This is a genomic window from Mammaliicoccus sp. O-M54 (genome assembly GCF_022386035.1).
Lineage (GTDB): Bacteria > Bacillota > Bacilli > Staphylococcales > Staphylococcaceae > Mammaliicoccus > Mammaliicoccus sciuri_A.
Map to the genome: position 1 here is coordinate 278,199 of NZ_JAJNJE010000002.1, position 22,539 is coordinate 300,737.

A 22,539-nucleotide genomic window follows, 5' to 3' on the forward strand; every position below is an offset into this window, starting at 1 on the left:
ATTCATTCCTTTCAACTTTTAAATTATAGTTCTTACTTTAAATAGTTTGGGTTATTCTTATTAAATCATTGATTTTCTACATATTTATTTTTTTCTCTTTTTCATACTATAGAGTAAATACCCTTTTTAAATATTCGCTAACAAATATTTAGGTAATAGCATTTAAGCTTATAAATTAATTAAAACGATTCCATTTTTTAACTTAATGTCAGTTTCAGTCTTACTCAAACAAATAAAATTTATAATGATTCGTTAGAGCTAAAAGATTTCACTATTACTGCACATAGTGATTGGAATAGTATCTAATTTAATCATTATTTTTTAAATTAACTTTATAATACCTGAGAAATGTTATGCTTATCATTAACTAACTTTATGCGTTTTTTCTAATTTCAAATAATCATATTATTTTATTTTTTTATAATAAATTTATTATGTATCTATTTGTGTTCAGCCATATCTTCGGATACAAGATTTTCTTGAATATATTATGGAACTCTTTTTATATTTCTTTAGTTATCTCATTTTTCTAATAGATATATACAATGGTTTTGTTAATTAAGTTGTGGTGCGGCATATTATCTCATTTTCAAACTCTATTTAGCCACTAGAATATATTACATAGGCAAAAGTCAATATAGATGATAGTCTATGTAATGTCTAGGAGGTATATTTATGTCTTATAAAGAACTATCATCAATATTCAAAATTTTCTCTGATCCAAGTAGATTGGAAATACTAGATTTATTATCTTGTGGTGAGTTATGTGCTTGTGAGTTGTTAGAACACTTTCAATTCTCACAACCTACCCTCAGTCATCACATGAAGTCATTAATAGATAACAATTTAGTTACTACTCGAAAAAATGGTAATAAACACATGTATCAACTTAATCACGCTATTTTAGATGATATTACTCAAAATTTAAAAGTTATTAATACATCTAATCAACGTTGCCTGTGTAAAAGTATGAAATCAGGTGAATGTTAATGACAATTTTTGCTATTGCTATTTTTCTTTTAACTTTAACCTTTGTAATTTGGCAACCAAAAGGTTTAGATATTGGTATTACAGCTTTAATTGGAGCTGTCGTTGCGATTATTATAGGGGTCGTAAGTTTTTCAGATGTAATAGAAGTAACAGGCATTGTTTGGAATGCTACTTTAACCTTTGTAGCTGTTATTCTTATTTCATTAATATTAGATGAAATTGGATTTTTTGAATGGTCCGCGATACATATGGTCAAAGCGTCAAACGGTAACGGCTTAAAAATGTTTGTTTTTATTATGTTATTAGGGTCAGTTGTAGCAGCATTTTTCGCCAATGATGGTGCAGCTTTAATCTTAACGCCCATTGTATTAGCGATGGTAAGGAATCTAGGATTTAATAAAAAAATGATTTTCCCCTTTATTATTGCCTGTGGTTTTATTGCAGATACTACATCACTGCCCTTAATTGTAAGTAACTTAGTTAATATTGTTTCTGCAGATTACTTTGATATTGGATTTGTTGATTATTTTAGTCGAATGATTATACCTAATATATTCTCTCTGATTGCTAGTATCCTTGTTTTATGGTTATATTTCAGAAAATCTATACCTAAAAGGTTCGATACAGAAAATCTTTCAGACCCTAAAAATGCAATTAAAGACCCTAAATTATTTAAGCTTTCATGGATTGTATTAGCATTACTACTTGTGGGTTATCTTGTTAGTGAGTTTATTCAAATACCTGTGTCAATCATTGCTGGTATTATTGCTCTTATCTTTGTAATATTAGCTCGTAAATCTAAAGCAGTTCATACAAAACAAGTCATTAAAGGAGCACCATGGAATATTGTTGTATTCTCTATTGGTATGTACCTTGTTGTGTTTGGACTAAAAAATGTAGGTATTACAACGATTCTTGGGGATATCCTAACAAATATTTCAAGTTATGGGTTGTTCAGCAGTATTATGGGTATGGGCTTTATAGCTGCTTTCTTATCTTCAATCATGAACAACATGCCAACTGTTTTAATAGATGCAATAGCGATTGGTCAAACCAGTGCTACAGGTATATTAAAAGAAGGTATGATTTATGCGAATGTCATAGGTTCTGATTTAGGACCTAAAATAACACCGATTGGTTCTTTAGCAACATTGTTGTGGCTACATGTCTTAACACAAAAAGGTGTGAAGATTTCTTGGGGAACATACTTTAAAACTGGAATTATCATTACTATTCCAGTACTATTTGTAACACTCTTAGGTTTATACCTTTCACTAATCATATTTTAAGAAAAGAGGATTTAATTATGGATAAAAAAAACAATTTATTTTATATGTACAGGAAACTCTTGTCGTAGCCAAATGGCTGAAGGATGGGGAAAGGAAATATTGGGTGAAGATTGGCATGTCTATTCTGCTGGTATTGAAACACATGGTGTTAATCCTAAAGCAATAGAAGCTATGAATGAAGTGGAGATTGATATATCAAACCATACGTCAGACTTGATTGATAATAATATTTTAAAACAATCAGATTTGGTCGTAACGTTATGTAGTGATGCAGACGATAATTGTCCAATTTTACCACCAAACGTTAAAAAAGAGCATTGGGGTTTTGATGATCCAGCAGGTAAAGAATGGTCAGAATTCCAGCGTGTTAGAGACGAGATTAAATTAGCTATAGAAAAGTTTAAATTGAGATAATAATAAACACCTCTTATTAACTAAATAAGGGGTGTTTTGCCATTTAAAAAACAAAATTTGTGCCATATAACTCCAAAAATGACAGCCGAACAAAAACTTACAGGTGAGGAAATCGCAAAAAAAAAAACAGGGAGTGTAAAATAAACTGTGTAAGTAGAGAACGTACGACTCTACTTCACAGTTTATTTTTTATATAATCTAGCGCGCTATCGCTTACTATATTCGTAAAAAGTGTTGGTTAAAACTCAAACCAACCACTTTTTACGGATACCAAGCTAAATACTATGCATAGTGTTAAAATACACTTAATAAAACTTGGAGGTTTGTTATGGCTAGAAAAAAACGAGATCCTAAATCTGTCGAACTTACTAATAAAATTATTGCTGAGTATGAACCTGAATCTGTTGAAGATATGGAAAATGCACTAAAAGATGTTTTTGGACCTATGTTTGAAGCTATGTTACAAGGTGAAATGAATAACCACTTAGGATATTCTTCGAATGATAAATCTGACAAAACTACCGAAAATAGACGCAATGGATATGGAAATTAAACACTTAATACCACTAAAGGTAACATTGAAATCAATGTCCCAAGAGATAGAGATGCCTCATTTGAACCACAGTTAATAAAGAAACGTCAGCGTGATGTTTCTGAAATCGAAGATAAAGCAATTTCTATGTATGCCAAGGGCATGTCACAACGTGATATTTCTTCAACAATAGAAGATATCTATGGTTTCTCTGTATCTCATGAAATGATCTCTGATATTACTGATGCTGTTATTCCTGAAATGGAAGAATGGCAAGCTAGACCGTTGGAAAAGTGCTATACATTTGTATTTGTGGATTGTTTATATACTAAAATTAGAACTGATTATGAAATTAAAGAATATGCAGTATACACTATTCTAGGGTACACGATTGATGGAAAGAAACAAATACTTGGTTTATGGCTTATTGAAATAGAAAGCAAGCATAAGTGGATGCAAATATTTGATGAAATAAAGGCTCGTGGTGTCGAAGACATCTTCTTTTTATCTATGGATGGTGTTTCTGGCTTAGAATCCGGAGTTAAGGCTATTTTTCCTAAAACAATTGTTCAAAGATGTATTGTACATTTAGTTAGAAATTCTATTAAATACTTACCAAGTAAAGACTATAAAGCTTTTACTTCTTTATTAAGAAAGGTTTATGGGGCAACATCACTTAAAGCTTGTCATACTGATTTTGAAGCATTTAAACAACAATGGTCTCAATATCCTGGTGCGGTTGAAGTTTGGAAACGTAACTTCACTCACGTTGAACAGCTGTTTGATTATGGTAGTAATATTCGTAAAATCATGTATACAACTAACGCGGTAGAAAGTATTCATTCTAGTTAACGAAAGGTTACAAAAAAAGGTGCATTCCCAAATGAGAATGCACTCTTAAAATTACTCTTTATTCGAACGAAAGAACTTCAAAAGAAATGGTCCACTGGTTACATTCCAAACTGGTCTATGGTTATGAACCAGCTTCTTTTACATGATCAAATTAAGGATAGAGTTATTAAGTATCCTTGAATAACTTACACACTTAATTTAACAAAGCCCCTTTTTTTAATGAGATAAACTATCTCCTCTAACAATATCCAATAATTTAATAGTCGAGAACAAAAGTTTTTATAGTCTATTCTGGTTTAAATACAACCTTGATGTTGTTATCCTTCTTCTGATCAAATACTTTGTAAGCTTCGTCTGCCTCTTCAAGTGGAAATGTATGAGTAATAATTTCTGTAGGATCAAATACTTCATCTTTAATCATCTCGTAAAGTTTAGGCATTAGATGAATAACAGGAGCCTGTCCACTTCTTACTGTAATATCACGGTTAAATATTAAATCTATAGGGAAATTATCAGCAGGTGATCCATATATACCGGTAAGCTGTATTGTCCCAAACTTTCTTACTGATTCAGTAGCAGTAAGTATAGGACTTATTGTTCCACGTTGTTGAGAATGCTCAGATAGCTCCTGTTCTGGACTCGATTGCTGTCCATCCATTCCTACACAATCAATAACAACATCTGCGCCACCTCGCGTTTTTTCTTTAAGAAGTTTACCTATTTCTTGTTCTTCATCAAAGTTATACACTTCAGCACCATTGTACTTTTTAGCGTGATTGAGACGATGCTGTACATTGTCAATCGCAATCACTCTCTCTGCACCTTTTAGTTTCGCAAACTTCTGTGCCATTAAACCTATAGGACCACAACCTAATACAATAACTGTATCTCCGGGTTTAACGCCTGAGTGTTCTACACTCCAGTAAGCAGTAGGTACAACGTCTGATAAGAATAAAACTTGCTCATCTTTTAGATTGTTATCAGGAACCTTAAATGAAGAAAAGTCAGCATGAGGTACTCTTAAGTATTCTGCCTGTCCGCCCCAGTGATTACCATGAAGATTACCAAAACCGAATAGTCCACCATTATCTAACTTCCAGTTCGCTGGTGTTTCATTAGAATTGTCACACTGAGATTCCATGTCGTTATTGCAGTAGAAACAATCCCCGCACCCAATATTAAAAGGTATTACCACACGATCTCCTTTCTTTAGTTTTTTTACATCTTTTCCTATCTCTTCAACAATACCCATCGGTTCATGTCCAATGACAAAACCAGGTTCCATGAATAAATCACCTTGATGATATAAATGTAAATCTGAACCACAAATCCCAGATGCTGTTATCTTTATAATTGCATCAGTTGATTCAATAATCTTAGCATCTTCAACTTTTTCCATCTTCATCTTCTTATGTCCTTGATAAGTGACTGCTTTCATAAAATAACACTCCATTCTAAATATTATTTACAAGCATGCTAAACTATACCTCTTACCTTACCTTATAAACATAAACCTTTATAGAATCTATCATCTTACTAAGAATATCTTCATTTGTGTTAATGATGACTATTTTATATAAAACTAAAGAGAAGACTGATAGTCTCCTCTTTAAAAAATAATTATTTTAATAAATTTACAGATTCACGGTTAAAGTCTTCTAAATCATCAGGTGTACGTGAAGTGACGATATTATCAGAAACTACAACTGATTCATCTACTACTGTTGCACCAGCGTTTTCTAAATCTTTACGAACTGATAAGAAACTTGTTAATTTTTTACCTTTTAATAAGTCTGTATCGATTAATAACTGTGGTCCATGACAAATCGCAAATACAGGCTTTTCATTTTGAACGAAATGTTTTGTGAATTCTCCAAAACGACCTTCTTCATCTCCACGTAACATATCTGGTGAGAATCCCCCTGGGATAAGTAATGCGTCAAAATCTTCAGGTTTTATATCGCTAATCGCTCTCTCTACTGTTACTTCAGTATCTTCAGACTTACCTTTTACTGTACCTGTTTCTTTTCCTATTACAGTAATGTCATGTCCTTCGTTTTTTAAAGCCTCAACTGGACTTGTATATTCAACGTCTTCAAAATAATTATCTATTACAACAGCAATTTTTTTTGCCATAAATAAATTCCTCCTAAAATTATCAATAGTAATATATACCCACTCCATAGACATTAAAACATATAAAGGTCCTAACAGTCTTATTTCAGGATTGAAAGATTGCTAAACACGTAGTAGTCAGTTGATCTATTATATATTGATAAAATTTGGGTAGCAAATTTATTAGTTGTTATAACCTATATTATAATTTAACAAGAATTTTAGATTGTGATTTATCATTTACAAGTTGTTCAAACCCTGATTCTACAATGTCATTTAACTCAATTTCATCAGTGACGACATCTTTTACTTTTAAATTACCTTCATTAATCAAATCTATCGTTTGTTGAAATGTAGTAGGCGTATAAGCGATTGTTGAAGTAAGTTTTACACCTGTATTCGTTAATTGCATTGGGTTCCATTCAATAGGATGGCCGAATATAGAAACTATAACAACAATACCTCTTGCTTTAGTAACATCTATTGCTGATTTAAGTGTTTGGGCTACACCAGCTATCTCAAATGATACATCAACACCGTTATCAGTATATTTACTAATAATATCACTTGGATCTGATTCCCCAGAATTTATAGTATGAGTGGCACCTACTGCTTTAGCTTTATTAAGTCGTTCTTCTGATAAATCGAAAACAAATATTTTGCTAGCACCAGCTGCTTTGGCCGCTATTATTGTTAATAAACCAATTGGTCCGGCACCAAAAATAGCAACTGTATCGCCAAATAGAACTTCCCCTTCTTTAATTGCTTGAACTGCAACAGCTGTTGGTTCTACGAGAGCCCCTTCTTTATCTGAAACATTATCGGGTAATTCATAAACATTCTCTTCTGGGACATTTGTGAATTCTGCAAACCCACCATCAGAACCTAAGCCTATAAATGAATAACCATCATAAAGATCAATATTTTCTTCTTTTTCACGATTTGAAACTGTAGGGTTAATGACAACACGATCGCCTTTATTAAATTTTGTAACTTTAGAACCAATATCATCTACTATGCCTGCAAATTCGTGTCCCAATGTAACAGGAGCTTTTTGACCAAGAAATGGGTCTGGTTTATCAGTTGAAATAAATATAGGACCTTCTAAGTATTCATGTAAATCTGTACCACAAATTCCAGCCCAAGTCACTTTAACTTTGACTTCGTTGTCTTTTAAATCTTTAGATTTTCGCTCTTCAACTCGTACATCTTTCTTACCATACCAAACTGCTGCTCTCATTAATAAAACCTCCTTAGTTAATCTAATTTAATAGTATGCTTTTTTAAAGTGGTTTTCAAATAAATACCTTTTAATACTGTACTTCTAAATTATTTTATTTAAATTAGACTAATAAAATAGAATACCTAAAATAATACCTATTAAAACAATAGACCAAGAAGGAAATTTAAAATACATTAATAATACGAACAATAGACTACCTAAAGCAAAATCTAATTCTGATTTAATCGTTGACGTCCAAATTGGATTATAAAAAGCAGCAATAAGAATGCCGACTACGCCCGAACTTATACCTTTTAAAAAGCCTTCAGCATATATATTAGACTTAATATTATCCCAGAATGGCAAAATTCCAAATAGCAAAAGAAACGCAGGTAGAAAAATAGCAATAGTAGCCAAAATTCCTCCTGAAATTCCTTCTATAGACATACCAATATAGGAAGCAAACGTAAATAATGGACCGGGCACAGCTTGAGCAGCAGCATAACCAGTTAGGAAGTTATCGGGTGATATTAAACCTGATGGTACAAACTCATTTTTCAATAAAGGTAAGACAACATGTCCTCCCCCAAAAACTAAAGAACCCGATCTATAAAAACTATCAAACATTTTTACCCATAGATTATTGGTTATAGAACTAGCTATAGGTAATATAGTTAAGAGTAAAAAGAATAATGATAAAGAAACTAAACCTAATTTTTTAGGTAAGTTAAATGTTTTGTTTTTTATTTTATTTCTAGATGTTGTATCTTTTCTTAGAAAGATAAGACCATATAAACCAGTTATTAATAGTGCAATAACTTGTATATAAAGATTATTTATTACTAATGCTAATATAAGTACAAATAATGCTAATGTAATAGTGGTTTTAGTATTTGTTAATTTTTTACCCATACCAATAATAGCTTGAGCTACAATAGCAACAGCTACTAGTTTTAAACCTTGTATCCAAGTGAAATTCGCATCACTATTTGTAAATAGCATTGAAAATATCATTAGCATAATTACAGAAGGAAGAGTAAATCCTATAAATGAGATAATACCTCCTATGATTCCTCCTCTCATAGTTCCAATACCAATGCCTACTTGGCTACTTGCAGGACCAGGTAAAAACTGGCATAGTGCTACTAAATCAGAGTACTCTTTTTCATCAAGCCACTTTCTTTTCTTCACATATTCATCATAAAAATAACCTAAATGAGCAGTAGGTCCACCGAATGATAATAAACCAAGTTTTAATGCTACCAAAAAAATGTTTATATATTTATTCATAAAGGGCTCCTTATATTTCGTTGGCTAACTCTTTTAATTTTTAACCATACAATTGTGTAAATTCTTTATATGTACTACAGAAAAACTAGTTAGATAATCTTCATCATAATAATTATTGATGATTTTCTGATTTATAACTTTATTTTTAAGCCTGAATTACTAAAATAACAACTCAATTATACATCATTTATTTTATATTATTAACTATAGCTTGTATTATATAGATAGAGTAGAACTAATTTATTATAAGGAGGAATTTAATGTTAAATATTTTACAAGTAATTGGTTCAATTGGAACATTTATTATGGCGATTTTATATTTCGTTTCAGTAATGATACAAATAAGACAAATCAAGATTTCTTTTATACCATTCTTGGCTTTCGATCAGATTATTATTGAACAAACTCAACGTTTGAAATTGAAGAATTTAACTGAATCTGATACTGACTATGTAAATACTGCTTTTAAACTACAAAATTTAGGTGGTGGGACTGCTAAAAATATTGATATAAAAGTTTATTTAGATGAAGATGAAAATGAAGTTTTACAAGAAAAACATATAAATATTTTGCCTAGTAATAAATTTTATTTAATGCCTATTAATAAAAAAGCCTTTGAAGAGTTTGAAGATACAATTAAGAATAATGGCTATACAACTAACATGTATATAAATATAAAATATTTTAGCCAAATCTCTAAAAGGCAAAATAGTATCACATATAGAGTAAATATTGAGGAGTTTGTTAATTTAGATGATAAAGATTTGTATGAAATGACATTTGAGACTTTTAATTCATAAACCATAGTGAATTTCAAACGATAAGTATTTAATATTTCGGCAAAAACGAGTGAAATATCATACTAAGGAGAACAAATCATGAAAATTAGTAAACCACTTAAAGAAACAGGTTGGACTGAAGATGAGATTCATAAAAGACTAGATTCTATTATTGAAGAAGATAATGTCGATGTGACAGAGATTGAAGATATAGACGAAATAATAGAGGAATAAAAAAGCCCATTATGGGGCTTTTTTATTAAAACATAATTGAAAAAATGATAGTACATAATCTAACATCTAGCATTCATTTAAAAGTTTTTTTCATACAAAAACCACTCTAGTTATTAGGAAGAGATCTAGAGTGGTAAAGCGAAATAGATCATTTAACTACAAGGAAAGATAAATTGGATGTTAAGCCCTTCCTCGTATAACCAAACTACCAAACAATTCTAAATATAGCAATATAAAATTGAAAAACTTACCCTATCATTTTTAATGATAGGGTAAGTTAATGGATTATTGTATATGAAATTAAGTACATAAAATGTACTTATATATAGTAATACTACATCTTTATATATTAATCAATAAAAAAACCTCCACATCATGGCATTGTGTAGAGGTTAAGTGTTTTAGGGTAACACACTTTCATCTAATTACTATATCATATCTTTATCCTATAAACAATAACACCTCACTAATTAGTGAGGTGAAAAAGGTATTACCAAATATGAGTTTAAATCTAAAACAGAGATATAGGTTTAAACTATTTTAATTATATCACTTTGGGCACTCTAATCAAAATAAAAGTCTACTCAAATAATCGAGTAGACTCGCCGCATAATTGTGTTTAATATGTCTACATACATATTAACATATAAATTCTTTTAAATATATACTCCGCTAGTAATGAACATGTTTCTAAAATCATTGAACTTTGTCATTTATTAAACAAACACACCCCACATTAGTGAGGTGTATGATAGAGACTTATTTATAATTTGATTAAATCAGGGGAAGTAACCAAATCTAATAAGATTATAGCATAAGTTATAATAAAAATTAACTCTACCTAGATTACTTCTATATATTCTTCATTATGTTTGATTATCTAAATTTAATATATTTCATCATCAACGATAAACCCAGCGCATTTTTTCTCGCCTTACGCAATGCACAAATTGGACAAAATCGATTTTTACAAGAGTTCGCTTTATATAATTTTTGTTTTTTAGGTATTATCAGCAACAAAAGACAAAAATTTATTATAGCCCCTCACATAATCCATCTGATTTTCCCCAATATATCTTGAATGAATTTTTGAAATACTTGATTTCTACATTTTTTAGGCTTAAAGCCATGTAGGACAAGTGATTAAGGGTAAAATAGAAGTATTAAAAGAACGTAATAAAGATTATTACAGAAAATGTTTATTTGATTCTGAGAATGGCCTATTATGTAAACCAATATTGAATGAAAAGATTTTATGGTTAAACAATATTATTTACAGGATTAAATTTTGATGAAGTAATAGGAATTAATCAAAGAAGCAGCTGTTGAAAATCCAAAGAACGTAAAAAAGGCAATTTTACAATTATTTTTATTAAAAATGCAAACAACAAACAAGCAAAAAAAATAAAATTTTAAGAGCATTTCCTACTATAAAAAGTAGGAAATGCTCTTATTTAGTATATTATGACTTAATTTCTATAGGTTTCCCCAATCTGTTTTCTATAATTTGTGCAATTTCTTTTCCTAATGGTCCTTTGATTACAAGTGTTCGTCGTGCAACTGATGTCAATATTCCAAATACGGCCCCCATTGCTAAGATACCTCCACCTGAAGCCAATGCAATTAAAGAACCTATTGCAATTTTACCTAATTGTTTGAATGGTTTTTTATCGAAAATGACTGTTAAACCAAAAATATTAGGGAGATTGGTTTCTCCTACGATAATTAAATAATTACTTTTATGATTTTTAAAATGATAAGTTGTAATCTGTGCATTGTTTTTAAATATTTTTAATAGGTCACGTTCATGACCACTCGATTTTTCAAGAATCTCATCTTCTTTAAGAACTTCGGTTTCCTTACTGAATTGATAATTTTTATTTAAAGCAAGTACTTTTAAGTCATTTTCAAAAGCATTTAAATCTTTAGTTTTATAATAAGTAAATTCCATTTATTATACCTCTCATTATTTTTCCCACTTGTTAGTCTCGTTATTGTAAGTATACTTTCTTTCTTCTAATAAGGATTTAGTCGCAACATAGATGTCATAATCTCCATCGTCTTTGTGTTTTTCATACAATTCTATTAATTCTTGATCAGAACTATCTTTGAACATATCTCTCATCACACCTCTATCTCCTGTTGTTTCCCAAATTGCACTAACTGCCGCACCAACGGTAGTCAGTGTGACATTTGCTGCTCCTCCAATTCCTTTTCCGATTCCCTTGCCAATAGTTTTTATAATTTTATTCATAATTTCCATTCCCTTCATCATCGTTTATTTTTGAATACGTTGCTTTAGATATGTTGACTGTAATGTAAGTAATTCATCAATCACTTGGTCTTTCAAATCTGGTGGTGAAATGATACGAATATTGGATCGATACATAAAACAGAGTTGAATTGCCTCAAGTTTTGTCATTTTAAAAGTGGCTATTAGAGTATATTCATCAAGTTTTTCGATGACATGTGCTCTATAATATTTGTGAATTTTCAACCAAATATCTTTAGATACTTCCAAAGTAATGTAAGTTTGTATATTAGGCATTTGTTTAATATTTACGTCTTTGTCCGTTATGCATAAATTCATCTTATTTATATCATAAATATAAACCTCATTCCCCATCTGATAGACTAAGTAGAATGTATTTAATTGATAGAATATTGAAAGTGGTATTATTAATTTTTGATTGTCTACGAGGTATTTATTTTCATTTAATGCTTTAATCGATAATGCCAAAGGTGTTAATTGATTTTTGAATTCATCAACAGTAAATTTATTGAGATACTTTAATAGGGACTTCTGATTGATAGGATAAAGTTCCATAATTAAATTTTTAAGATATTGATAGAAGCTAGGATTTAATGTTGGTGAAGTCACAAACAAGCTTGCTAACAACTCATACATGAAATGTACATTTTCTACTTTATTATTTGATAGACGATAACTTTCATATTTATAATCATATGAAATTTCGTTTTCAACCCCCATCCAGTTTTTAGATTCATACAAGAAATTTCTGATATCATCTATATCTCTTTGGATTGTTCGAGGGCTCGTATTCAATTCAAGTGATAAAGATTTTTTATTCACCTCTTTGTTTTGCAGTAGTCGGTTATATAGTTAGTATCCTAAATGCTCGATCCAAATCGTCACCCCCTTTAATTTATATATTACAAAATAGGTTTGCCATAATAAGTCAATATCAGGTTTTTTTAAGAAAGTATATTGAATAATTTGTAAATGGATAGTGACTGTTTTTATAGCTTTTCGATAATGCAGATTTGTTTATTTTTTGTGAGGATGACAAAATATGACTATTTTAATATTTTGTATAGACATTTATATTTACGAACTCATAAAGTGATATCTAATCATCTAAGTCATTTTTCATAATTGAATGATGATTATTTTCTGAAAATATTATGTGGTCATATAATATAATGCCCATCATTTCACTAATCTCTTTTATTCTCTGAGTTATTTTAATATCTTCTGGAGAAGGTGTGATATCTCCACTTGGGTGGTTATGGCCAATAATCATACCTGTTGCATTACTTAATATAACTGTTTTAAATATTTCTCGAGGATGGATAACCGCAAAATTAATGGTTCCTATTGAGACGGTTTCAATATGTGTAGGTTCATTTTTGCTATTCAAGCAAATTAAAATGAAGTGTTCTCGGTCAGCATTCCTATGAAGTCACGCATAATATCAGCAGCATCTTTTGGTTCTTCAATACGTCTTTTTAAATACCAAAGTGTATCTTCTTTGACTATTTGGACTTTGACAACATCTATTCTTTTTTTACTCATTATGGATAACCTCTATACTTTCTATTAAGTCAGGGTGAACGATGGATGTGATAGAATCATCATTCATATAAATGGAATATAGCTCATCTAATTCTGAATTATTTTTTATGTTTGATGAAAAGGCGATAATGCCTTTAATAACATCGATGTGTGGTTGATGCATTAAATATTGGTATACTTCTTTCCATGTTTGATTCATTCTATTTAGTCTCCTTTAATGGTTTAATTGTCCATGCCTTTCTAGCGTATGGATTTAATGGATGCATGATTTCATTTGTTTGAGGATTTGTTAATATATTGATTTTGTTACTGTGAGGTTTCAACATGTCTAATACATCATTCACTCGTTTTTCCACAAGGGGTTTCTTTCCGTAGGAACCCCAAGCCAATAAAACACTATCGGCTTCTTTGACTGCTTTCATAATATGAATATCTGTATGCTTGTCATGGCTGTTTTCGATATGTTTTAAATTAATGGGAGTATCAATATTTGAAAACAGGTTAATAAAATTAACGCCACCATATTCATCTTTTTCAGATACTTTATTGATAATAAGTTGTGTTGTAAGGTCAACATTAATAATGCCATCATAATGAGGGTACATCGTTATAATTGTGAGTACTTCTTTATCAATATCCCAAGTTTTCTTGAGAAGATAACGATGCATTTTATCATCACTAAATATCGCTTCGGTTTCTAATACACTTTTGATAGATTTCATTTTTTATCTAACTCCTTTATTTAGTATTCTTCTTGTAATAACATGACGTAATAAGAAAGGTCTACATCGTCTTCTCGGATAATGTAGACCTTATTAATATTGATAGCTTTTGAATAATTTGCATTATGAATTTTTACGTACTCTGGACGTTCTTGCTTATGTTTGATATATAATTGACTATTATGCATATTGAACTGGAATATATGAAAGTAATCAATCTCTTCTAGTTCCTTGAATTGTTCGTTTTCGCGTTGCGCTACAAGTTTCCATAACTGTTGTTGTAATGTTTCGGGTAAGTTAGTGGCAATACCTCTCGTAATATAACATTCCATCATGATTGCTCCTTTTCTATATCTTTCATCATTGATATCACTTCGGTAATAACAGTGATACTGATTTCTGCGATATAAATCCATTTATTCATTATTGTGATTCTCCTTTTCAAGTAAGTGTCTTTGATCTAGTAGTGGCATAACTGTGTTATGAAGATATAAGAAGTCCATATCGTTTGTTTCATCAATATAACCAATCGCAATGAGTCGATTCTGATAGTAGAGAATAAAGGGATATATATGTCTTTCGTGAAGTGCCTCCGAATAATAAGTGTATGTCTGTAGTATTTTATTACTTAATGGACCAAGTCTTACGTATTGTTCAGGAAGCACATTATCAGCTGTTTCATCAATTGCTTCACAGTCCCATACCTCGTCTTTGGGTAATTTGAATAGATTCGTAATATAGTTTTTGAGTTGTTGTTCCAATGTCATAATTATGACCTCCTTGTGTATTTGATTGATGCATACATTTATCACATCATTTTGATAATATATATCTGATATTCAGTTCATTTCTCTTACTTTCATCACTCGTGATTAAGTGGAAAAAGTGGTAATTTTGTCGATAGAATATTTCTGTGTACCGTAAATAATAAAGTGAATTTTGGGCATAAAAAAAGACCCCCAATCTTTTTTCAAAGATTGAGGGATAAGACTTTCATCAATTTTATACCGCACGAGCTTCACCTTTTTATCTGTAGTAATTTCAACAGAATCAATCAACAACTTCATAAGCTGATTTTTTGCTTCAGGATTTGCTTCTTTTAAATAAACACTAAAACGACTAATTATCAAAGTTAAACGACTCTTCAACCTATCAAAGTCTGGTACTTTTGTTTGTTCTAGATTAGATTGTTGAGACGTTTTGATTTGTTCTTCAAGAGCCTGAAGTCGATGATTCAATTGATGCTGTTTTTCTTTCAACATTTCACTATTCATTTGGTCATCTAAAAACAATTCCAATAAACGTTCTTGTTGTCCTTTAAGTTTAGCTTTTTGTTTTTCTAAACTATTAATATCAATGATAATGTTACTTTTATTGTTATGTTTTCGTTTCAACTCTTCTATAACATTAGTCGCAATTTGTTTAATGACTTTTGGTTGAGATAAAATACGATTGAGGTGAACGTTAATAACATGTTCTACAACTTCCGCATTAATCGCATTACTATGACATGCAGAACTACCAGAACGATTGAATAATGAACAAATGTAATAACGTTTAATTGTACGTTCTTTTGATTTTTTCGTGTTGTAATAACTACGCCTACATACCATATTATTGCCGCACTCTGGGCACTTGATAAGTCCACGTAAATAGAAGTCTCCACCAATTGGTCGTCCTGGTTTAAAACTTTTAGATACTAATTTATCATGTACTTGATCAAACATTTCCTCACTTATAATTGCCTCATGCTTGCCTTTCACCAAAATCATGTCTTTTTCGTCACTTTTGCCACTTCGACGTTCAACTGACCAATTTTGATAGTTATTAAATCTCACAAACCCCTTATATACAGGATTATTCAAAATATATTTAACTCCAAACACTGAGAATGGCTTTTGGTTAATCGTGCGATGACCTTTTTGATTCAATATTGTTGTTATGGCTTTAAGTCCTTTATTATGATTCAAATACAAATCAAATATTTCTCTGACAATATTAGCTTCATTTTCATCGATAACCAAATCATTTTTCTGTGTCAGTGGATTAAGTGATAGTTTGTAGCCTAAAACTCTTCCTGTTATAGCTTCTCCACTGCGTGCTTTTGCATTCATAGACATCTTAACATTAGATATCAAGCTCTGTCTTTCTATAGAACCTATCAAACCAAACATTGTGACTAAAACTTCACCAGACGCATTTGAAGTATCAATGTTTTCTGAAATTGATTTATATCCTACACCATGTTCTTTAAGCTCATAAATAATATTAAATACATCACGCATTGAACGAGAAATACGATTCAATTTCCAACTTAGTACCATCTCTACTTTATTGTCTTTGACATCCTTTAATAATCTTTTCATTGCAGGACGATCTTCAATATTCTTTCCTGATATCCCTGAATCAATATAAGTTTCATAGTCATAACCTGGATAGTTTTTAACAACTTCTTTGATGAGGACTTGTTCTTGTTCATGAATAGAATATCCACGCTCAGACTGTTCTGTCGTACTCACCCTTGAGTATAGTGCAATTTTTCTTTCCATAATATTTCGCTCCTTTTACTTAGTTGTCGTTATATACCTTGGCATATAACATCAATGTAATAATATATATTTGTAAATTTGTTTCACTTCTACCAAATAAAAATATGTGTACTACAGGTTACAACCTGTAGTACGTAATTAGATTATTTACCTTTATTAATACGTTCTTCCATTATAGGAACAAGCACTTCTATAAATGCTTCAACTTGTTCATTATTCATACTATTCAACGCCTTTCTTGGTTTGTTTCTACAGACAAATTGTTATCAATAATCATGTAATATACATATTTAAATCCAACGTTTCAGCAAATGCTCTATCAATTTTTATGTGATAAAAGACTATTGATTCCAATTCATCATTACCATTCTTCACTTTTCTTTGATTTGTTTTTCTGTCTTTATCTGTAACTAATTTATTGTCTCTATCCAATGCTTTGATTACATTTTTTGTATCCTCAAACCCATTATCCTTTAACATACGTTCGAAGATAGAACGTACAATCTTTACTTCAACATAATCATTTTGAATTATTATAGTTCCATTGTTTTCAATCATATTAGATAATGATCCATCTTTGATAAACTTCCCTTTATTTACTGCGACATATTGAATAATAGCTGTCATTGCTTTTTCAGTTAAAGAGCGCTCTGATATTGTATTTTTATGATATTCTAAAAGATATTTTTTCATACCTTCTTTATTCAATGTCAAATCTAAAGCACGTTCAAATACAGTTGCTGAAGTTAAAATTACAGCATACCTACTTATCATTCGCATTCCTGTGTTGCTTTCTTCATTTGCTAATTCAACTTCAAACCACTGTCTATGTTTTTCATAAATAGAGACCAATTCCTCTTCATTATTTAATAAATACTCGGATATTATTGGCAAGATATGACCATAATTTTTTCTTACAACTTTTTTAATAGCATCCGAATTCGAAGATGATGATGTTATGGCATCATTAATCTCAATGATACGTACCCTTAATCCATCATTTTTTGCTGAATTATTAAAAATACTATATTCACCCGTTGAAATAATTGAAGTACCTGAATTGAATTTTTCCCTTGTGTTACCATTTTTATCTGCTCGTTCTCTTCCTTGCCCTTCGCTTACAGAATATAACAAGTTGGTTAGATTACTAATAGTTGAAGTCGATAATTCATCGAATATCACTGGAACCCCGAAGTTTGAACTCACGATATTTTCAATACCTACTTTAGTCGCATTCCAACTACAAAATAAAGTATTATCTCCTTTATTAGGATTACCTGCTACTGATGCTGCTAACATAGCTGCTGTAGTTTTGCCACTAGATGACTGTCCTGTCAATGAATATATTATTCCTGTAAACTCAATTTCATTTAGCAAGAATAAATATCTTGTAACTAATGAACTTACTCCAAAGATGGTAATTAGTTCTAATACAACATTGCCATTCACTTGCTGCTGAAACATTTTAAGCCATTCATCTAATTTACCTTTAGGCGATAAATCATATTTATTATCACAAATCACTTGATTCATATCTTCCTCAGTCATTGAAGGACTGAAATGGATATCATCAAGTACAACAACTGTTCCTTTATTTGTAGGTAAAACACCCACACCTTTATAAAACCTACTTTTCACCGTACTATCTCTGTACTCCTGTAAAGCATTACTCAATTCTTTAATGCGATTTTCATTAATAGTAAATCCCATTTCTATTAATTTAAACAAATTACGTGAACTTAATATGCTTGAATCTAAAATGTATTCCTCACCATCTATATCTTGTATGATAAGCTGTTCCTTTTTATATACTCGATCTTTATACTTAGCAACTATAAAAATTGGAGAAGCTAGTTTAACTAGCTTCTCACCTTCTCCATCATTGGTACCTTTCATTTTCTTAAAGCAACCATTTGAATTTATTAAATAATTATCATTTTCAAATTTCATTACTTCTTTACCTCCATGCATAATCTTATTTACAAATACTACTTAAATATCATCGAAACCGTAAAAATCCGTAAGTCTTACGAAAATAAGTTGATTTTTATTGCAAAACATTTCAAAATGTACAGACTCATTCAACATTACATAATATCGAAACCGATTTTCGACATTTTCTACTAACTTTGTTGTTGGATCCTTTGCACCTGTATCTATTAGCAAATTTTTCACAGTAAATTTTTCATTTGCTCTCTTACTTAACGCTTCTTCTAGACATTTCAAGAACCATTCTCTGCCCATGTTACCTAACCTCTTCTCAGTCGAATGAAACTTTCATCATCCAATTCATACATATAACTGCACCCTTTAAATTCATAAAAGAATAAATGAAACAACATATCGACTAATTTATATTCTATTTGACTATTAAATTCATGTAGTAAATCTAAACCCAATTCTATTTCACAACCTTCGAATGAAAACATTTCATGATCGGGCATATTTATTCCTACTGAGATTAATTGATATAAAACATCAATAGCATGTTGACTTAATTCAGTTTGAATTGATAAAAAATTACTATTGCCATCCATTGATATTAAAAAATTATTTGCTTTTATTTCCATTTCCTTTACCTCCTAGATTAATTACCTTTGAAAAATCTTAACTATTATATTTTCTGCTTCGCCTTCTTGTAACTGGCATAGCTTGAAATGTTCTTCAAAATACATTTCAAGTAAAATGTTAATAGCATATACTTCCTCATCGTAAATGTCGCCATAAACATCTTCACCAACCATATCCAACAAGTCGTATATTGAAAATTCAGTTTTACTTGGCAACATCAAAGCCTGACCAATCAAAAGAGTAATTAAATTTTTACAATCACTTGTTATTGTGAATTGTGTAGTATACTTAAATTGCTCTCCTTTTATTGCTTCAATTTCTATGTGATGAACTTTCTCATCAAGGGTATAAACATCTTTCATTACATATGTTTTCATTATAAAAACCTCCTAAGATTTATACTCAAGAAATAACTTAAGTTAGCTATAATATACATCCTTATAGGAAAGGCAGTTTCCATTTAAAAAATAATAAATGGAATTGCTTTGAGCAAAATAATTGACAAAATTCGAGGTGTTTGATATGGAGTTTAAAATTAAGCAAGTTGCCGATAATAACTATATATTTCTAGGATATGTATTAGACTACTGTAGGGCATCATTAAAAACATTGGATATTGATAAATCTTTAACTATTTCTATAAAGCAATTAAATAAGGGTGAGAGTTTTAGTGAGTATACTTTAAATGGGATTGTAATATATATTTATGACGAAGATATTGAATCAATAATTAGATGTAGTAGTTCAAAGGTTGCTTATAAATTATTAATCCGCCGTGTTTTAGATTCACTTTATGATGCTTTAGAAGCTGATTTAAATAAAGAAACTAAAATGAATCTTTGGAATAACTTCGAACGATCAACACTCGATTTTTTCAAACATAAACTTTTTGACAGCGAAATAGTAACTCTTCCTAGAATGATGTTTGAATATGATTATATGAATAAGCATTCAATGAAAGATATTGAGAGTAAAAAAGAACGAATCCATAAGATTGATTTAGTCAATAGGGTTATTGGAGATGTTAATACTCCTGCATATTTTGACTTTTCAGATCAAACAGTTAAAGATGTAGAAAAAAATGAAGATGATATTATTGAAATTATTGAAGAGCTTATTAAAAGTAATATACAAAAGATAACGGAACTGGAATTACCCGAGCCTATTAAGTTAATAAATTCTAATTTAGAAGATATAAACCCATCAAAATACAAACCTGAATCTATTTTCGCTTTAAATAATATTATGCATTATATTGATAAAAGCTTTTATGAAATCGTCGGTGATGATATGCACTTCCAATTAGCTGATGTTAAAAACTTTGCAGCAGATAATATTCATTCTTCTAATCAAGAGTCTATGGGAAAGGGAACTATTTATAATAAATTTACTCCTAGAACATTTAATTTTCACGAATTCGTAATTATTTCAGCTATAGCTACTTTTTACAAAAACCCATACATAAAAATGATGGATTTAGGAAAGTTTTCATCTCTCAAAGCTGATGATTATAAAACACTTAAGAAAGATTTAATTAATATACCTGTACTAATGAGCAACTTCATTATAGATAAAAAAATTGTATTTGCTGATGACTTAACTGATTTCATATGGACAAAAATTGAGGGAGTAATTGATATTAATAAACAAAACGAAGTTGCAAGTCTAATTGATAATATTTTTAGATTAACTTTCACTCCTTTAAACACAAAGAAACATTATAATGCCGTTCAAACAACATTTGATATTACGGATAGATTAACTTATATCATTAGCAACACTTCTAAATATAATAATTTCATAAATTATGAGGATTTAATAAACAGTATAATAAACTCAATTAATAATTGGATAAAGTATCACAACAACTTCGTCCAACAAATGGAAAGTGATGTAGCATCATTAAACTTTGTATCAGATAAATATTACTTAGACATATTTGAAGCTAAAGAGCTAGACAATGATTTTAATGATGATGATAGCCTACTTAATTCAGTGACTTCTTTTAAGTCATTATTAGATAATCTAACTAATAAAGTAGATGAAAAGCTAGTTTGTACTCTAATTACAAAAACAATTAAGAAACTTTAATAATCAACTTTGTGTAAACCACGAAACCTCTTAAAAATAATTAATTAACTTATTAAAATGAGACTTATTGAAATAGTAAAGTATGTCTTAATTTATAATTATTTAATTATGTGGTTTTGTGGTTTGAAATCTAGTTATCTTTTATTTATTTCATCTCCGTACTCAGACTTTAAATATGTACCTTCCAATGTATATTTCATACATTAACTCTCTTTTTTAAGGAGTATTAAGTATTTTTGTTACTATTTATGTTGGAATGTCAACAGTTTCTTAGACACTTTTCATGTATAAATTTTCAAACGCCAAAGGCGTTAAATGGTGCTGTTGCAAAGTTGAATTTATAGTATAATTTTAACAAAAAGGAGTCTTCTGTATGAACTATTTCAGATATAAACAATTTAACAAGGATGTTATCACTGTAGCCGTTGGCTACTATCTAAGATATGCATTGAGTTATCGTGATATATCTGAAATATTAAGGGAACGTGGTGTAAACGTTCATCATTCAACGGTCTACCGTTGGGTTCAAGAATATGCCCCAATTTTATATCAAATTTGGAAGAAAAAGCATAAAAAAGCTTATTACAAATGGCGTATTGATGAGACGTACATCAAAATAAAAGGAAAATGGAGTTATTTATATCGTGCCATTGATGCAGAGGGACATACATTAGATATTTGGTTGCGTAAGCAACGAGATAATCATTCAGCATATGCGTTTATCAAACGTCTCATTAAACAATTTGGTAAACCTCAAAAGGTAATTACAAATCAGGCACCTTCAACGAAGGTAGCAATGGCTAAAGTAATTAAAGCTTTTAAACTTAAACCTGACTGTCATTGTACATCGAAATATCTGAATAACCTCATTGAGCAAGATCACCGTCATATTAAAGTAAGAAAGACAAGGTATCAAAGTATCAATACAGCAAAGAATACTTTAAAAGGTATTGAATGTATTTACGCTCTATATAAAAAGAACCGCAGGTCTCTTCAGATCTACGGATTTTCGCCATGCCACGAAATTAGCATCATGCTAGCAAGTTAAGCGAACACTGACATGATAAATTAG

General features: G+C 30.1%; 25 protein-coding genes and 2 pseudogenes. 8 read left to right on the forward strand and 19 right to left on the reverse strand.

All coding sequences use genetic code 11. The annotated features are described in order from the left end of the window. Positions 1 to 675 precede the first annotated feature (675 nt). The 4 genes and pseudogenes from LQ673_RS05330 (at position 676) to LQ673_RS05345 (ending at position 4,257) form a co-directional block, all read left to right on the forward strand. Positions 676 to 990 (forward strand): ArsR/SmtB family transcription factor, encoded by a 315-nt coding sequence (locus LQ673_RS05330; RefSeq protein ID WP_058611746.1) that lies wholly within the window; start codon positions 676 to 678, stop codon positions 988 to 990. Further along, positions 990 to 2,279 carry an arsenite efflux transporter membrane subunit ArsB gene (arsB, locus tag LQ673_RS05335; protein WP_239705712.1) on the forward strand — a complete coding sequence of 430 codons (1,290 nt, stop codon included), beginning with the start codon at positions 990 to 992 and terminating at the stop codon, positions 2,277 to 2,279. The genes LQ673_RS05330 and arsB overlap by 1 nt, the downstream gene beginning before the upstream one ends. Positions 2,280 to 2,300: 21 nt before the next feature. Further along, positions 2,301 to 2,693, forward strand: a complete 393-nt coding sequence (gene arsC, locus LQ673_RS05340) for an arsenate reductase (thioredoxin) (RefSeq protein WP_285369629.1) — start codon at positions 2,301 to 2,303, stop codon at positions 2,691 to 2,693. Positions 2,694 to 3,021: 328 nt separating this feature from the next. Further along, positions 3,022 to 4,257, forward strand: a pseudogene (locus LQ673_RS05345) (IS256 family transposase). Positions 4,258 to 4,363: 106 nt separating this feature from the next. Here LQ673_RS05345 and LQ673_RS05350 read toward each other — a convergent pair. From LQ673_RS05350 to chrA, 4 genes are all read right to left on the reverse strand, one after another. Further along, a complete protein-coding gene (locus LQ673_RS05350) occupies positions 4,364 to 5,515 on the reverse strand; it encodes a zinc-dependent alcohol dehydrogenase (RefSeq protein WP_204201141.1) in 1,152 nt (383 codons plus the stop codon). Between the two features lie 182 nt (positions 5,516 to 5,697). Further along, positions 5,698 to 6,213, reverse strand: a complete 516-nt coding sequence (locus LQ673_RS05355; RefSeq protein WP_239705714.1) for a type 1 glutamine amidotransferase domain-containing protein — start codon at positions 6,211 to 6,213, stop codon at positions 5,698 to 5,700. A 181-nt stretch (positions 6,214 to 6,394) separates the two neighbouring features. After that, on the reverse strand, positions 6,395 to 7,432 hold the full coding sequence (locus tag LQ673_RS05360) for a 2,3-butanediol dehydrogenase (protein ID WP_037590606.1): 1,038 nt from the start codon (positions 7,430 to 7,432) through the stop codon (positions 6,395 to 6,397). Positions 7,433 to 7,540: 108 nt separating this feature from the next. Then, the gene (gene chrA, locus LQ673_RS05365; RefSeq protein ID WP_239705715.1) at positions 7,541 to 8,704 is read right to left on the reverse strand and encodes a chromate efflux transporter; all 1,164 of its coding nucleotides are present in this window, start codon (positions 8,702 to 8,704) and stop codon (positions 7,541 to 7,543) included. A gap of 260 nt (positions 8,705 to 8,964) precedes the next feature. Between chrA and LQ673_RS05370 the strand changes: the two genes are divergently transcribed. Further along, positions 8,965 to 9,504 (forward strand): hypothetical protein, encoded by a 540-nt coding sequence (locus LQ673_RS05370; RefSeq protein WP_239705716.1) that lies wholly within the window; start codon positions 8,965 to 8,967, stop codon positions 9,502 to 9,504. A gap of 78 nt (positions 9,505 to 9,582) precedes the next feature. After that, positions 9,583 to 9,717, forward strand: a complete 135-nt coding sequence (locus tag LQ673_RS14790) for a hypothetical protein (protein WP_275584074.1) — start codon at positions 9,583 to 9,585, stop codon at positions 9,715 to 9,717. 885 nt (positions 9,718 to 10,602) lie between these two features. Here the strand turns inward: LQ673_RS14790 and LQ673_RS05375 are convergent. The 15 genes and pseudogenes from LQ673_RS05375 to LQ673_RS05445 form a co-directional block, all read right to left on the reverse strand. Beyond that, positions 10,603 to 10,800, reverse strand: a pseudogene (locus tag LQ673_RS05375) (protein rep); the annotation flags it as partial. A 379-nt stretch (positions 10,801 to 11,179) separates the two neighbouring features. Then, on the reverse strand, positions 11,180 to 11,668 hold the full coding sequence (locus LQ673_RS05380; RefSeq protein WP_232180870.1) for a hypothetical protein: 489 nt from the start codon (positions 11,666 to 11,668) through the stop codon (positions 11,180 to 11,182). A gap of 15 nt (positions 11,669 to 11,683) precedes the next feature. Then, the gene (locus tag LQ673_RS05385; RefSeq protein WP_239705717.1) at positions 11,684 to 11,971 is read right to left on the reverse strand and encodes a hypothetical protein; all 288 of its coding nucleotides are present in this window, start codon (positions 11,969 to 11,971) and stop codon (positions 11,684 to 11,686) included. Between the two features lie 24 nt (positions 11,972 to 11,995). After that, positions 11,996 to 12,811: a WYL domain-containing protein gene (locus tag LQ673_RS05390; RefSeq protein WP_239705718.1), complete on the reverse strand. Its 816-nt coding sequence runs from the start codon at positions 12,809 to 12,811 to the stop codon at positions 11,996 to 11,998. Between the two features lie 277 nt (positions 12,812 to 13,088). Beyond that, positions 13,089 to 13,379: a JAB domain-containing protein gene (locus LQ673_RS05395; RefSeq protein WP_239705719.1), complete on the reverse strand. Its 291-nt coding sequence runs from the start codon at positions 13,377 to 13,379 to the stop codon at positions 13,089 to 13,091. 5 nt (positions 13,380 to 13,384) lie between these two features. Next, the gene (locus tag LQ673_RS05400) at positions 13,385 to 13,534 is read right to left on the reverse strand and encodes a hypothetical protein (protein WP_239705720.1); all 150 of its coding nucleotides are present in this window, start codon (positions 13,532 to 13,534) and stop codon (positions 13,385 to 13,387) included. Continuing rightward, positions 13,527 to 13,733, reverse strand: coding sequence for a hypothetical protein (locus LQ673_RS05405; protein WP_107386527.1), 207 nt, complete (start codon positions 13,731 to 13,733; stop codon positions 13,527 to 13,529). Before LQ673_RS05405 ends, LQ673_RS05400 begins: the two co-directional genes overlap by 8 nt. A 1-nt stretch (position 13,734) precedes the next feature. After that, positions 13,735 to 14,256: a DUF1643 domain-containing protein gene (locus LQ673_RS05410; protein WP_239705721.1), complete on the reverse strand. Its 522-nt coding sequence runs from the start codon at positions 14,254 to 14,256 to the stop codon at positions 13,735 to 13,737. A 20-nt stretch (positions 14,257 to 14,276) separates the two neighbouring features. Next, positions 14,277 to 14,588 (reverse strand): DUF960 family protein, encoded by a 312-nt coding sequence (locus tag LQ673_RS05415; RefSeq protein ID WP_239705722.1) that lies wholly within the window; start codon positions 14,586 to 14,588, stop codon positions 14,277 to 14,279. A gap of 84 nt (positions 14,589 to 14,672) precedes the next feature. After that, positions 14,673 to 15,023, reverse strand: a complete 351-nt coding sequence (locus LQ673_RS05420) for an SAUGI family uracil-DNA glycosylase inhibitor (RefSeq protein ID WP_239705723.1) — start codon at positions 15,021 to 15,023, stop codon at positions 14,673 to 14,675. A gap of 105 nt (positions 15,024 to 15,128) precedes the next feature. Beyond that, entirely contained in the window at positions 15,129 to 16,805 is a 1,677-nt protein-coding gene (gene ccrC / locus LQ673_RS05425) for a cassette chromosome recombinase CcrC (RefSeq protein WP_239705724.1), read from the reverse strand. A gap of 273 nt (positions 16,806 to 17,078) precedes the next feature. Then, positions 17,079 to 18,755 carry a cassette chromosome replicative helicase gene (cch1, locus tag LQ673_RS05430; protein WP_239705725.1) on the reverse strand — a complete coding sequence of 559 codons (1,677 nt, stop codon included), beginning with the start codon at positions 18,753 to 18,755 and terminating at the stop codon, positions 17,079 to 17,081. 42 nt (positions 18,756 to 18,797) lie between these two features. Then, the gene (locus LQ673_RS05435; RefSeq protein ID WP_233664265.1) at positions 18,798 to 19,049 is read right to left on the reverse strand and encodes a hypothetical protein; all 252 of its coding nucleotides are present in this window, start codon (positions 19,047 to 19,049) and stop codon (positions 18,798 to 18,800) included. 5 nt (positions 19,050 to 19,054) lie between these two features. Further along, entirely contained in the window at positions 19,055 to 19,375 is a 321-nt protein-coding gene (locus LQ673_RS05440) for a hypothetical protein (RefSeq protein WP_239745013.1), read from the reverse strand. A gap of 21 nt (positions 19,376 to 19,396) precedes the next feature. Further along, on the reverse strand, positions 19,397 to 19,753 hold the full coding sequence (locus LQ673_RS05445; protein ID WP_107590411.1) for a hypothetical protein: 357 nt from the start codon (positions 19,751 to 19,753) through the stop codon (positions 19,397 to 19,399). A gap of 145 nt (positions 19,754 to 19,898) precedes the next feature. Here LQ673_RS05445 and LQ673_RS05450 point away from each other — a divergent pair, with 145 nt between their 5' ends. Together LQ673_RS05450 and LQ673_RS05455 are read left to right on the forward strand one after the other, a co-directional pair. Beyond that, complete coding sequence (locus tag LQ673_RS05450) at positions 19,899 to 21,467, forward strand: hypothetical protein (RefSeq protein ID WP_239705727.1); 1,569 nt, start codon at positions 19,899 to 19,901, stop codon at positions 21,465 to 21,467. Between the two features lie 373 nt (positions 21,468 to 21,840). After that, positions 21,841 to 22,515: an IS6-like element IS257 family transposase gene (locus LQ673_RS05455; RefSeq protein WP_239745014.1), complete on the forward strand. Its 675-nt coding sequence runs from the start codon at positions 21,841 to 21,843 to the stop codon at positions 22,513 to 22,515. Positions 22,516 to 22,539: the final 24 nt, after the last annotated feature.